Source organism: Bacillus cereus group sp. MYBK227-1 (assembly GCF_051916325.1).
GTDB lineage: Bacteria > Bacillota > Bacilli > Bacillales > Bacillaceae_G > Bacillus_A > Bacillus_A cereus.
On the sequence record NZ_JBQAGK010000005.1, the window covers coordinates 215084 to 228115 of the forward strand.

A 13032-nucleotide genomic window follows, 5' to 3' on the forward strand; every position below is an offset into this window, starting at 1 on the left:
CATTGTGACCGAAAAAGGGGGAAGGAAACAATGATCGATTATGCATGGCTCATACCGCTTTTCCCACTCGTTTCGTTTTTGTTACTTATTATATTCGGGAAGAAAATTAGAGAAGGAAGCAGCGTACTTAGTATTTTTTTCGTCTTTCTCTCCTTTATACTTGCGGTACTTGTGTTAATAGAAAGGTTTTCAGAAGCAAGCGTGAAGCATAAGTGGGTGTGGCTTAGAGCTGGAGATGTGGATATATCATTCGGCTTTGAAGTGACTGCATTAGGAGCTTTAATGTTATTTATCGTGACGCTTGTGAGTCTACTTGTACATGTGTATTCGAAAGGTTATATGAAAGGTGATGAACGATTACCGACCTTTTACGCATATTTAGGACTCTTTACATTTGCGATGTTAGGGCTTGTTATATCAACGAATTTATTACAACTTTATATATTTTGGGAATTAGTTGGCCTTGGCTCATTTTTACTTATCGGTTTTTATTTCTTTAAAGAAGAAGCGAAGGCTGCTGCAAAAAAGGCTTTTATTATGACCCGTATTGGGGATGTTGGTTTATTTATCGGGATGATTTTAATTTTTTGGTACGCAGGTAGTTTTGAATATGACGCAATATTTAGGGCGATTTATACAGGGGATCTACCTCCTTACATGATTACAATAACAGCGATATTAATTTTTATCGGGGCGATGGGGAAATCAGGGCAGTTCCCGCTTCATACGTGGTTGCCAGATGCAATGGAGGGGCCAACGCCCGTTTCGGCACTTATTCACGCGGCGACGATGGTCGCAGCTGGCGTATATTTAGTAGCGACGATGTTCCCTCTATTTTCAGCAAGTACAGTGGCGATGCAGACAGTGGCAATCGTTGGAGCTTTCACTGCAATCTTTGCGGCCTCTATCGGTCTTGTGCAAACAGATATAAAGAGGGTGCTTGCTTATTCTACAGTTAGCCAGCTCGGGTACATGATGCTCGCGTTAGGTTCTGCCGGTTATGTAGCTGGTATATTTCATTTAACAACACATGCTTTTTTTAAAGCACTACTATTTTTGGCGGCAGGAAGTGTAATTCATGCTGTGCATACGCAAAACATTAATAAAATGGGCGGTTTACAGAAGAAGATGAAAGTAACTGGTACGCTATTTTTAATAGGTACCCTTGCCATTAGCGGTGTTCCGCTGCTTTCCGGTTTTTTCAGCAAAGATGAAATTTTAGCGGCGACGTGGATGAATGGCAATTACGTTTTATTTACTTTAGCGGTAATTGCGGCGTTTTTAACAGCGTTCTATATGTTCCGCCTATACTTTCTTGTCTTTACTGGAGAAACGCAGACGAAGGAAGAAGTGCATGAATCGCCTCGCGTTATGACGTATCCAATGATTGTTCTCGGCGTTCTCGCAGTAGTGGCAGGATATATAAATACACCATGGTTTGGGACGTTTCTCGGAGATTGGTTGACGAAAGATGTAGGGTTTAAGGTTGAAGAAACGCATGGACCAGTTTGGATTATGATTGTTGCGACACTCGTTTCATTTGCGGGAATCGCTCTTGCATATTTCATATATAGGAAGAAATCAATTTCTAGGAATTGGGCTGGGGGTACGGAAACATCGCTTTATAATCTTTTGAAAGAAAAATATTATGTGGATGAACTATACAACATGACGGTGATCCCTATTACGAAAGGAATCGCTCATGTGCTTCGCTTATTTGAAGTGTATGTAGTCGAAGGAATTGCAGTTTTAATTGCAAGTGTAGTGAAAGGCACAAGTAACCTTGGATCGAAACTTCAAAACGGGAATGTACAAGTGTACGGTACTGTAACGGCGGTTTCGCTCGCTGTACTCGTCATTATTTTGCTCTATACGGGAGGGGATTTACGATGAATGATTTGTTGTTAACGTTCTTCATTTTTTCCCCGCTTTTAGGAATTTTATTGCTTGTATTAACACCGAAAAAGGAATTGCGTACAGTGCGAGCGCTTGGCTTATTTGGGACGGCACTTCCATTTGGAATCGCTATCGTCCTCGCTTGTACATATGCTTCTGGAAAGAATTTGTCACTATTCGATGAAAAGATGAAATGGATTAAGTTCGGCGATTTTACAGCGGTAGATAAAAGGTGGTTTTCTATTTATTACGAGCTCGGTATTGATGGTTTGTCGCTTGTCATGATGGTACTGACGGCTCTTCTAGCAACGCTTGCAGCAATTGCAGCCTTTTCTATTAAAAGAAATTTAAAAGCATTTTATATGCTGTTACTCATGCTAGAAATAGGAATGCTCGGCGTCTTTGCTGCTCAAAACTTAATGTTGTTTTTTATCTTCTTTGAAATTACGTTGCCACCAATGTTCTTATTAATTGGAAAGTGGGGAAAATTGTCGAGTGAAAAGGCTGCGTATAGTTATTTAATATATAACGGTATTGGCTCAGCTATTTTGCTCATTGTTTTCTCAATTTTGTTCGCGAAAACAGGTACAACAAATATTGTGGAGCTGAAAGAGATATTAAGAAGCGTAAACGCAGAGGGAGCACTCGTCATCCCAAGTAGTTTGCAGCTTAGTGTATTTATTGCCATAATGATTGCTTTTGCAATTAAACTACCTGTTTTTCCGTTGCACCGCTGGATGGTCAATGTACACATAGAAGCGCATCCAGCTGTAGTTATGCTTCATGCGGGTGTTTTGCTGAAGATTGGAGCGTACGGTATTATTCGCTTCGGGAAAGGGCTATTCCCGGAATATTTTCACGATGTTGCAACACTAATTGCGATATTAGGCGTAATTAATTTATTATACGGTGCCTTTTTAGCGCTCATCCAAACAGACTTTAGGAAAGTACTGGCTTACTCTAGTATTTCGCATATGGGAATTGTGTTAATGGGACTTGCGTCACTTAATGCACCTGGTACACAAGGAGCGTTATTCCAGGTTGTATCGCACGGTTTAATTGCAGCCTTGCTGTTTTTCTTACTCGGTGTTATAGAACAACGTTTCGGAACATCAGACATTACAGCGCTTGGTGGACTCGCAAAAAGTGTCCCAGTACTTAGCGGCTTCTTCTTAGCAGGAGGAATGGCATCGCTCGGATTACCAGGGATGTCTGGGTTTGTTAGTGAATTTCTTGCCTTTCTCGGTTTATTTCAAGGAGAGCCCATCATTGCTGCAGTCGGTGTGATTGGCATCATTTTAACCGCTGTATATGTATTAAGGGCGACACTTCAAGTGACATTTGGAAAGAAAGAGTGGGAAGCAAAATCTGATATACACGGATGGGAGTATGTCCCTGTTTTACTACTTATCTTTTGTATTATTGCAATTGGAGTTATGCCAGAAATACTAGGGGATCCGCTTCAAAATACATTGAAAACATTGGGGGTGAAGTAGGATGGATATGAATACGTTACTTAGCTTATCGTGGCATCTAATGGTGCCAGAATTTATTATTCTCGGCGCCGCCATCCTCCTTTCCATATGTGATTTGTTTTTTAAGCTGAACCATAGATATGTAGCTCTTGGTGCGATTGCTGCCATCGTATTAGCAATCGTGTCATTAATTACTCTATATAGCGAACCAGCAGGAGATATTTTAAATGGATCGTTTGTGTTAGATGGATTTTCAAAAGGGTTTAAAACGTTGCTATTAGGTGCCTCAGCCCTCATTTTATGCACCGCAATGAGCGATGATAAGAAGAATCCAATCGAAGATAAAGGTGAATATTATTATTTATTTTTAATGGCACTTCTTGGTGCGATGTTCATGGCTTCTAGTGTTGATTTTATTACCCTTTTCGTTGGTTTGGAGTTACTTTCACTTTCTTCTTATATTTTAGTAGGAATACGAAAAAAGAGCCGTGCATCAAATGAAGCGGCAATGAAATACGTCATTAGCGGAGGAATTGGAACGGCGATTACGCTCTTCGGAATGAGTTATTTATACGGTATTACAGGTTCAACTAACATTGTAGATATGCAAAAGGTACTCACTGGGGAACTCGCTAGTGGTATTCAGTTATTGTTAGCTCTCGCATTTCTTTTATTGCTAGTTGGTCTCTCATTTAAAATTGCCACAGTGCCGTTTCATATGTGGGCACCTGATGTGTATGAAGGAGCAGCTACACCAGTTACTGCTTTTCTTGGAACGATTTCTAAAATTGCCGGGTTCCTACTCATTATTCGTTTGTTCCTTATGATCTTTGCAAGTGTATTAATACAAGGAGATATGCAATCTTTATATGGGCATATGAGTATATATATTGCGGTGCTAGCAAGTATTACGATGATTGTTGGGAATGTAGTAGCGTTAAAACAATACAATATAAAGCGTTTATTTGCTTATTCGGGCATTGCTCATGCAGGGTATTTACTCGTTCCACTTGTGGCATTATCACCATTTACGATGGATAGCATGTGGTTTTATATGCTGGCATACATGCTTATGAATATAGGCGCATTTGCCATTATCCACGGCTTAATCTTACAAAATAATGAGGAAAATATAACAATTTTCACAGGTTTATATAAAAGGTCGCCATTTACAGCGATAATGATGACAATTTTTATTTTATCGTTGGCTGGGATACCAGGAACGGCTGGCTTCATTGGAAAGATTAATATCTTTTTAGGCGCACTTCATGTAGAGCCAGCACATTACGTACTAGCTTCGATTATGATGGGTACGACAGTTGTTTCATTCGTATATTATTTCCGTATTTTACAACAAATGTTTTTCCACACCGGAGAGACAGAAGAGAGAATACGGTTACCGTTAAATATAAAGGTTGTTATGAGTCTTTGTGCAATTTCGATTGTAATACTAGGGATTATGCCGATGATTGGGTACAATTTCTTTTATGAATATTTTCCATTAATGAAAGATTTCTTCTTCTTAGGGAACGTGGTACAATAGTGAAAATAAAAGGTGTGGAGTCAGTACTCTGCGCTTTTTATTTTGTGTTAACTTGTAATGTAGATATACGTTTTTGGAAAGAAAATCACGATGTAAAATGTAAGATGTCTATGTGCATTTGAAAAAGTGTAGCTCCTACTTATTATGGTATCGTTTTTATATTCTTTCATAAGTAGTAGCTGAGTAAAAAGGGGTCGATTTTTTGGCACAACTTTTAGGGCAACAAGCACTGATTGCCATTGTTTCGCATTTATTGTTTATTACCATTACGTGGTGGGCCTTACAAGGCATTCACATTGAGCGTTTAATGAAGTCCGGAAAAGTGCTGCAGACGCGAGTATTACTCATCTTAATTACAATTGCAATTGGGACATCTGTAAGTAACTTTTTCCTTGATTATTTAGGCTATTCGAAGAGTTTAACGTATTTAGTAAAGTAAGTGTATAGAACCTCAAATCTCCGTTAACAATGGGGATAGGAGGGGATGAAATTGAAGCTTAAAGCCATTCTTATTGTTGCACTTAGTGTTGTTTTATTTTTGGTTGGATATAGAGAGATGAAACCGATAAGCGATGAACAGAAAATGGAGAGCATGATCAAGGCTTTAGAGAAAAATGATGCTAAAGTAGAAAAATGGTCATGGTTAGCGAGAGAAACAAAAACAATTTCTAACATACATACGTTTCAAAAGTTGTTAAACGATGTGAAGGAAAAGGCAAATATTCAAAAGTGGGAAGTAGAGCAATCTCCAGATGGATATAAAGCTACATCCTATAAAAAGCTTTCTTCTTATGAAGAACGAGTAGTAGTAACTTGGAGTAAAGAAAATACTAAAGAAAACACTTTCATTATCTTTGAAGTAAGTGGGGCGAAATGGGACCCGAAGTATGTTCGAAACATGAATAAAATTTTTAGTGAAAAACCTATAATTTACACTTGTGTTCAAGGTGTACTGAATGATAAGATTGAAGGTGTTTTGCAAAATAAAACCAATCAGGTTTTGAAAGATCTTTCAGCAAGAGCGATCGAACAAGTAGAAGAAAGAGCATTTGTGTCAGTCTCCGCATACAATAAAAAGTGGGATGACGCTCTTTCAACAAATAGAGAGAAAATAAATGTGCAAATAGCAATACGTTCTACAGACAACAAAGATACAATTGTGGTTGGCACACCGATCATAACTTCTGAGTATTGAGTGAATAGATACTGAAAAAAGGACACGGAGGGGAATAATTTGGAAAAGATCATCGTCCGTGGCGGAAAGCGGTTAAACGGCACAGTGCGTGTTGAGGGCGCAAAAAATGCTGTATTACCTATAATCGCTGCAGCCCTATTAGCGAGTGATGGAAAGAATGTACTATCTGAAGTACCAGTTTTGTCTGATGTATACACAATTAATGAGGTATTACGTCATTTAAATGCTGAAGTCGTATTTGAAAATAATCAAGTAACAATCGATTCTTCTAAAGAACTAAACATTGAAGCACCATTTGAATATGTACGTAAAATGCGTGCATCTGTTCAAGTAATGGGACCATTATTAGCACGTAACGGTCGTGCTCGTATTGCACTTCCTGGTGGATGTGCAATTGGTTCACGTCCAATTGACCAACATTTAAAAGGCTTCGAAGCAATGGGAGCAAAAGTACAGGTTGGTAACGGTTTTGTTGAGGCATATGTTGAGGGAGAACTAAAAGGAGCTAAAATCTACTTAGACTTCCCAAGCGTAGGCGCGACAGAAAACATTATGTCTGCAGCTACATTAGCAAAAGGGACAACAATTCTTGAAAACGCAGCGAAAGAACCAGAAATCGTTGACTTAGCTAACTTCTTAAATGCGATGGGAGCGAAAGTACGCGGAGCTGGAACTGGAACGATTCGTATCGAAGGCGTTGATAAATTATATGGTGCAAACCACTCTATTATTCCTGACCGTATTGAAGCGGGAACATTCATGGTTGCAGCAGCAATTACTGGTGGAGACATCTTAATTGAAAATGCTGTACCTGAACATTTACGCTCAATTACAGCGAAAATGGAAGAAATGGGTGTTAAAATTATTGAGGAAAACGAAGGTGTACGTGTTATCGGCCCAGATAAGTTAAAAGCGGTTGATATTAAAACTATGCCTCACCCAGGTTTCCCAACAGACATGCAATCACAAATGATGGCATTATTACTACAAGCTGATGGAACAAGCATGATTACAGAAACGGTATTCGAAAACCGCTTTATGCACGTTGAAGAATTCCGTCGTATGAATGCTGATATTAAAATTGAAGGTCGTTCTGTTATTATGAACGGTCCAAACAGCTTACAAGGTGCTGAAGTAGCAGCAACTGACTTACGTGCTGCAGCTGCATTAATCTTAGCTGGTTTAGTATCAGAAGGTTATACTCGTGTAACTGAGTTAAAACATCTTGACCGTGGCTATGTAAACTTCCATAAGAAATTAGCTGCATTAGGTGCAACTATTGAACGTGTAAACGAAAAAGTAGAAGAAGTGAAAGAACAAGAGGTTTCTGATCTTCACGCTTAATTAAAATAGTCTCTATGTCTTTTGACATAGGGGCTATTTTTTTTGGTTATTACTGTTATAGTCAATAAATTCTATACTTATGCACGTACCAGTAAAAATATTTAGAAAATTTCTGTTTTATACTCTTCCCCTTAAGTATGTTCTAAAAGAAAGAGTTGTTCCATAAGAATGAATGGAGTAAAGCTTTTATATTGGAGGAAAATAGGATGAAATTTTCAAAGCCACTTTTTATTACAGTAGCGCTCTTAATAGCGCTCGTTATCATTGTACCTGCAGCCCTTGTTATTCCATTTGCGAAAGCAAAAGTAGGGGAAGAAACGGCCTCTAAAACTCCTCCAGCGATAGAAAGCATACCAGCTCCAGGAAAAGTAGATACAGCTGTTCAAGTTGCTGTATATCGCGAAAAACAGAAGAAGGTAGAAACATTACCAGTGGAGGAGTATGTGACAGGTGTAGTAGCTTCTGAGATGAATGCCAGTTTTGAAATAGAGGCACTAAAGGCGCAGGCATTAGCAGCGAGAACATTTGTAGTACAACGTATGCTAAGCGGAGGAAAGAAAAATAATGCGGACGTGACAGATACGGTGAAAGATCAAGTGTACAAAAGCAAAGATGAATTGAAGAAGCAATGGGGTAATAACTACGAAAATAATTTGAAGAAAATCGAAGAAGCCGTTTCGAAAACAGCAGGACAAGTTTTAACGTATGATGGAAAACCAATTTCAGCATCCTTCTTTTCAACGAGTAATGGTCGAACAGAAAATGCAGCTGACTATTGGGGAAATGATTATCCGTACTTGAAAAGTGTAGATAGTCCGTGGGATCAAGCCTCTCCAAAGTTTACGAGCGAGCAAACATTTACAGTAGCTGATTTTCAAAAACGTCTCGGTGTGAAAGTGCTAGCAGACGGAAAGGTTGGCAATATTAAAGACCTTACGGAAGGAAAGCGCGTAAAGGATGTAGCTTTTCAAGGAAAAACATTAACTGGAAAAGAAGTTCGTGAAAAGTTAGATTTACGTTCTTCTGATTTTACGTGGAAACAACAAGGAGATAAAATCATCGTTACGACGAAAGGTTTCGGTCACGGCGTTGGTATGAGTCAATACGGGGCCAACGGCATGGCAGCGGAAGGAAAGAAATATACAGATATCGTCGCTCATTACTATAAAGGCGTTGAAATAAAGACGATGAATGATTATGAAGGGAAATTGATGGTGAAGAAATAGGTGTCAGAACTCTGGCACCTATTTTTTTTGTTTAAAATATCATAATTTTCCATTAACTGTTTGATATAATAGGATAAAAAGGCATTTGGGGGAAATGAAATGGCGTTACTAGAGTTGAAACAATTAGGGAAGACGAACCAGTTACCGGCAATTGAGCTAAAGGTTGAGAAAGGACAATGTATTGTTTTGCAATGCAATAATCATACAGCTAAAGTGTTACACCGCATTATTATTGGTGAAGAAGAAGCTTCGACTGGCAATGTACTGTTTGAAGGAGAAGCAATTGGAAAGAAAAATTATTCCCGCATCGGCTTTTGTTTTTTGAAGGATGAGGCATATGATCGTTTGAAGGTGAAAGAATACTTTAAGTTTTTAATAGGGCTTTATGAATCAAAGATAAGTATAGAAGAAGTTGTGCAGTCTGTTGGTCTCCTAGATAAACTAAACGTTAAAATAGAAAAATTGTCATTTTCAGAGAAACGCCGTCTTCATATTGGACGAATGATGATTCATAATCCGGATTTAGTCATTTTGGAAGAGCCAGAGCAAAATGTAGATATAGAGAGTACGATTATTATTCGAAAAGCAATTATGAAAATGAAAGAGCAAGGAAAGGCGATTTTTATTACGTCATCTTTTCTATCGGATGCCCTTTCGTTAACGGAAGATGTATACATATTAAACAACGATGGTGTGAAAAAGATAGAAATTGAGCAAGAGGAAGTGGAAGAAGTCGGTGAAGAAAAAGTCATTCAAATGATTCCGCAAATGAAGTTAGAAAGAATACCTGCGAAAGTGAACGATAAAATCATTTTACTTGATCCGATGGAAATCCATTTCATTGAAACGCAAAACGGAGTAACGCATATTCACGTTCGTGAAGGTGATTTCGTATGTGCATTAACATTAAGTGAACTAGAAGCAAGATTAACAGGTTTTGGTTTCTTTAGATGTCACCGCTCGTATCTTGTGAATTTACAAAGAGTACGAGAAGTGATTACTTGGACTCGTAACAGTTTTAGTTTAATTTTGGATGACGAAAGAAAAAGTTCAATTCCGCTTTCAAAAGGACGCATGGATGAATTAAAAGGCGTGATTGGGCTATAAAAAGTGTTCCAATAAGCTCAACATGCGATTCATTCACCGGTAAAAATACTCCTTTTACCGGTATTTTACTGCGTAATCCCTTTGTTTTTCATATGATTGAGTTAAGAAAAGCGAAACAAACGAACGAAAAGCGCTAAAGCGACTTTCATCTATAAAGAAGAAAAACAAAGGAGATGAAGAAATGACATTGGCAATTGAAATGAAAGATGTAATGAAAAGTTTCGACGGAAAAACGGCACTTGGAAATGTAAATATTGAGGTGAAGCAAGGAGAGATTTTTGGATTCCTCGGACCGAGTGGATCTGGTAAGACGACAACAGTAAAAATTTTAACTTCTCAATTGCTTCATAGTGTTGGAACGGTAAGAGTATTAGGGAAAGATATTACAGGACCAAGTAGCATCGATTACAAACGAATTGGTATTTTAACAGATAACAGCGGCTTATATGAAAGACTTAGCATTTATGATAACTTACTATTATTTTGTGACTTATACGATTGCAAAAAAGAACGAATTGATGAAGTACTAGCACAAGTAAATTTATTAGATGATAAAAAAACACCAGTAAAGAAACTATCAAAGGGAATGAAGCAACGCGTCACACTAGCAAGAGCAATCCTTCATAAACCAGATATCCTCTTCTTAGATGAACCAACATCTGCACTTGATCCAGTAAACGTACAAAACATTCATAAAATCTTAAAAGACTTAAATGAAGAAGGAACGACGATTTTCTTAACGACTCACAACATGGATGAAGCAGAAACGCTTTGTAACCGTATTGCCTTCCTTTGTGGCGGAGAAATTGTAGCGCTTGATACGCCAGAGAACCTGCGCTTGCAATACGCTAAGGATCAAATAGAGGTCGTATTAAAAGATAAACAAAAAGAAGTAGTGCAAAAAGATGAATTAGGCGCAAAACGTATTTCAGAATGGATGAAAAAGGGCGAACTGTTATCTATTCATTCACACGAACCAACTTTAGGCGATATCTTTATTGAAGTTACTGGGAGGGGATTATAATGACATTTTCAATGAGACGTGTATCAGCTATTTTTAGAAAAGAAGTACAAGATTTTAAGACAAATTCACAAGTGTTGTTAATGGCATTTTTACCAATTATACTTTCATTTTTGTTTAGCAGATTTGGAGTGGGAAAGGAAATGTTAGGTATTACTACTATAACGGCCTTCCTATTTGTCGCAGGCTTTGTTCAATCTATGGTAATTGCAGAAGAAAAAGAAAAACATACATTGCGTGTATTAATGCTATCACCGGCATCTTCGGTTGAAGTTCTACTTGGAAAGAGTTTATTAACATCGGGTCTGACGATGGTCATTTGTATTGCAAATTTATTCATTTTAGATCAGTTAAATATTAACCTTCCATTGGTAGGATTGATATTCTTATGCGGAACTATTTTGTTTATCGTACTTGGAACAATGATCGGATTACTTGCATCTTCTGTACCACAAACATCAATAATTGGAATGCCGATATTAATGACGATGTATTTGGCTGTACAGTTTGAGCCAATGGTTGAAAATAAAGTAATTAAGACGATGATTGGATATCTTCCAACATCTCATATTGTGAAAGCACTTAAAAGCTTAGTAGGTGGGGCGGGATTTAGTAGTATTAGTGGGCATGTATTAAATGTTGCAGTTTGGCTTATTATATCGCTCGTTGTATGTTTAATCGTATATAAAAAGAAACAATTAGACTAAAAACTGAGCCGAAACGCTCAGTTTTTTCTTTTTTCTATCATTTCCTCGGAAATTTTACAGTTCTTATACATATTTTTACAGATTTTGTCGAAAAGTAATTAGTTATACGTTGTATAGGATACGTGAATATTGTTCAAAATGATTGCTGAGGTGATGATGGAATGCGAGGAAGAAATAATAAAAAGTCGCAAAAGGTAGTACATTTATTTCAAAAAAGATGGGTGTTTCCGGCACTATACATTGCTTGTGCAGCGGTAATCTTAATGGTTGCGCTATGGTTCCAAGGAGCTAATCCGAAGAAGACTCCAAACCACGATCAAGCAACACCGTATACACAATCGGAAGATCCAGCAGTACCAGTAACGAAATCTTCAGAAGTAGTGAAAATGCCAGCTGCCGCGAATGCGGAAGTAGTCGTACAGAAGAAATTCTATGAAGATGCAGCAACTGAGGCGGAACAAGAAAAAGCACTTGTCTTTTATAACAACACATATTCCCCGAACAAAGGAATTGACATTGCTGCGAAGAATGGAAAAGAATTCAATGTTGCTGCTGCTTTAAGTGGTACAGTAACGAAAGCTGAAAAAGATTCACTTCTTGGTTATGTTGTAACAGTTGATAGTGGAAATGGTGTAGCGGTATCTTATCAAAGCTTAGGCAGTGTGAAAGTAGAAAAAGGTGCAAGAGTTGCACAAGGTGAAGTATTAGGAACATCCGGTCTAAGTGCAATGAATAAAGAGGCAGGCTCTCACGTTCACTTTGAAGTACGTAAAGACAATGTGGCTGTGAACCCTGAACGTTACTTAAATAAATCAGTAACAGAAATTAAAGCTGATGCAGGTGCTGCAAAGGCTACGAATGCTTCTGGTAAAAAAGCTGATGACAAATCTCAAAAAGAAGAGAAGTCAACGAGCACGAAACCTGAAAGTAAAACAGAAGACAAGTCTCAAAAAGAAGAGAAATCAACAAGCGGTTCAACTAGTGACAAAAAAGAAGAACCGAAGAAAGAAGAAAAATCAACAAATGGTTCTACAGAATCATCTAACGATTCTTCTTTACAAGAATAAGAAAGTGAAAAAGTCAGTTCTCACTAGGAGAGCTGATTTTTTTATTTCTATATAAAAATACTCAATTTCGAGAAAAAAGTTGCAAAAACAAGGAAAAATGACGAGATTCTCGAATATATATTACAAAAGGGAGGGGATACTGTGTCATTTTTATTTGTTCTGTCGACTGCTATTATTTTATTGTTTGTTTTATTCACCTTATATTATTATATTGCCGGTAAGAAAGAGGTTCCCCACCATCAATTATTAGAAGAAGAGTTTGAAAGAGAAGAATGACGCCTTATATATAAGGTGTCATTTTTTTTCGTCAAAATAGTCACTGTTAACGTATTTCTCACAAAAAAACGTAATTTTTCTTAACTTAGTCCGCAAAAATAGTGAACATGTAGCATATATCAGTAGTGCGGGCAATACAATGGTATAAACCAAAGCAAAGAGAGTGTTTGAGGTG

12 protein-coding genes are annotated in these 13032 nt (G+C 37.7%); all 12 read left to right on the plus strand.

Annotation, left to right across the window (positions count from 1 at the left end; genetic code table 11):
• Positions 1-30 precede the first annotated feature (30 nt).
• Positions 31-1893, plus strand: coding sequence for an NADH-quinone oxidoreductase subunit L (gene nuoL / locus ACTFRM_RS22415; protein ID WP_000568233.1), 1863 nt, complete (start codon positions 31-33; stop codon positions 1891-1893).
• Positions 1890-3392: an NADH-quinone oxidoreductase subunit M gene (locus ACTFRM_RS22420; RefSeq protein ID WP_173600716.1), complete on the plus strand. Its 1503-nt coding sequence runs from the start codon at positions 1890-1892 to the stop codon at positions 3390-3392. The genes nuoL and ACTFRM_RS22420 overlap by 4 nt, the downstream gene beginning before the upstream one ends.
• Before the next feature lie 7 nt (positions 3393-3399).
• Positions 3400-4914, plus strand: coding sequence for an NADH-quinone oxidoreductase subunit NuoN (gene nuoN, locus ACTFRM_RS22425; RefSeq protein ID WP_002183008.1), 1515 nt, complete (start codon positions 3400-3402; stop codon positions 4912-4914).
• Positions 4915-5116: 202 nt separating this feature from the next.
• Positions 5117-5353: a DUF1146 family protein gene (locus ACTFRM_RS22430; protein ID WP_000057889.1), complete on the plus strand. Its 237-nt coding sequence runs from the start codon at positions 5117-5119 to the stop codon at positions 5351-5353.
• A gap of 51 nt (positions 5354-5404) precedes the next feature.
• Positions 5405-6109 carry a YwmB family TATA-box binding protein gene (locus ACTFRM_RS22435; RefSeq protein ID WP_000767917.1) on the plus strand — a complete coding sequence of 235 codons (705 nt, stop codon included), beginning with the start codon at positions 5405-5407 and terminating at the stop codon, positions 6107-6109.
• 39 nt (positions 6110-6148) lie between these two features.
• Positions 6149-7453 carry a UDP-N-acetylglucosamine 1-carboxyvinyltransferase gene (gene murA / locus ACTFRM_RS22440; RefSeq protein WP_000411274.1) on the plus strand — a complete coding sequence of 435 codons (1305 nt, stop codon included), beginning with the start codon at positions 6149-6151 and terminating at the stop codon, positions 7451-7453.
• 206 nt (positions 7454-7659) lie between these two features.
• Entirely contained in the window at positions 7660-8679 is a 1020-nt protein-coding gene (gene spoIID, locus ACTFRM_RS22445) for a stage II sporulation protein D (RefSeq protein WP_000672663.1), read from the plus strand.
• Between the two features lie 99 nt (positions 8680-8778).
• Positions 8779-9786 carry a LytTR family transcriptional regulator DNA-binding domain-containing protein gene (locus ACTFRM_RS22450; protein WP_001185926.1) on the plus strand — a complete coding sequence of 336 codons (1008 nt, stop codon included), beginning with the start codon at positions 8779-8781 and terminating at the stop codon, positions 9784-9786.
• A gap of 181 nt (positions 9787-9967) precedes the next feature.
• Positions 9968-10810: an ABC transporter ATP-binding protein gene (locus ACTFRM_RS22455; protein ID WP_000170820.1), complete on the plus strand. Its 843-nt coding sequence runs from the start codon at positions 9968-9970 to the stop codon at positions 10808-10810.
• On the plus strand, positions 10810-11514 hold the full coding sequence (locus ACTFRM_RS22460; protein ID WP_000144450.1) for an ABC transporter permease: 705 nt from the start codon (positions 10810-10812) through the stop codon (positions 11512-11514). Before ACTFRM_RS22455 ends, ACTFRM_RS22460 begins: the two co-directional genes overlap by 1 nt.
• A 161-nt stretch (positions 11515-11675) precedes the next feature.
• The gene (locus ACTFRM_RS22465) at positions 11676-12581 is read left to right on the plus strand and encodes a M23 family metallopeptidase (protein ID WP_001214925.1); all 906 of its coding nucleotides are present in this window, start codon (positions 11676-11678) and stop codon (positions 12579-12581) included.
• A 141-nt stretch (positions 12582-12722) separates the two neighbouring features.
• The gene (locus tag ACTFRM_RS22470; protein WP_000008901.1) at positions 12723-12857 is read left to right on the plus strand and encodes a hypothetical protein; all 135 of its coding nucleotides are present in this window, start codon (positions 12723-12725) and stop codon (positions 12855-12857) included.
• Positions 12858-13032 lie beyond the last annotated feature (175 nt).

Excerpts from the sequence above, each read along its gene's own strand:
- spoIID (WP_000672663.1), top strand. The coding sequence starts at position 7,660 with ATGAAATTTTCAAAGCCACTTTTTATTACAGTAGCGCTCTTAATAGCG.
- ACTFRM_RS22420 (WP_173600716.1), top strand. The coding sequence starts at position 1,890 with ATGAATGATTTGTTGTTAACGTTCTTCATTTTTTCCCCGCTTTTAGGA.
- ACTFRM_RS22465 (WP_001214925.1), top strand. The coding sequence starts at position 11,676 with ATGCGAGGAAGAAATAATAAAAAGTCGCAAAAGGTAGTACATTTATTT.
- nuoL (WP_000568233.1), top strand. The coding sequence starts at position 31 with ATGATCGATTATGCATGGCTCATACCGCTTTTCCCACTCGTTTCGTTT.
- ACTFRM_RS22450 (WP_001185926.1), top strand. The coding sequence starts at position 8,779 with ATGGCGTTACTAGAGTTGAAACAATTAGGGAAGACGAACCAGTTACCG.
- ACTFRM_RS22455 (WP_000170820.1), top strand. The coding sequence starts at position 9,968 with ATGACATTGGCAATTGAAATGAAAGATGTAATGAAAAGTTTCGACGGA.
- nuoN (WP_002183008.1), top strand. The coding sequence starts at position 3,400 with ATGAATACGTTACTTAGCTTATCGTGGCATCTAATGGTGCCAGAATTT.
- ACTFRM_RS22460 (WP_000144450.1), top strand. The coding sequence starts at position 10,810 with ATGACATTTTCAATGAGACGTGTATCAGCTATTTTTAGAAAAGAAGTA.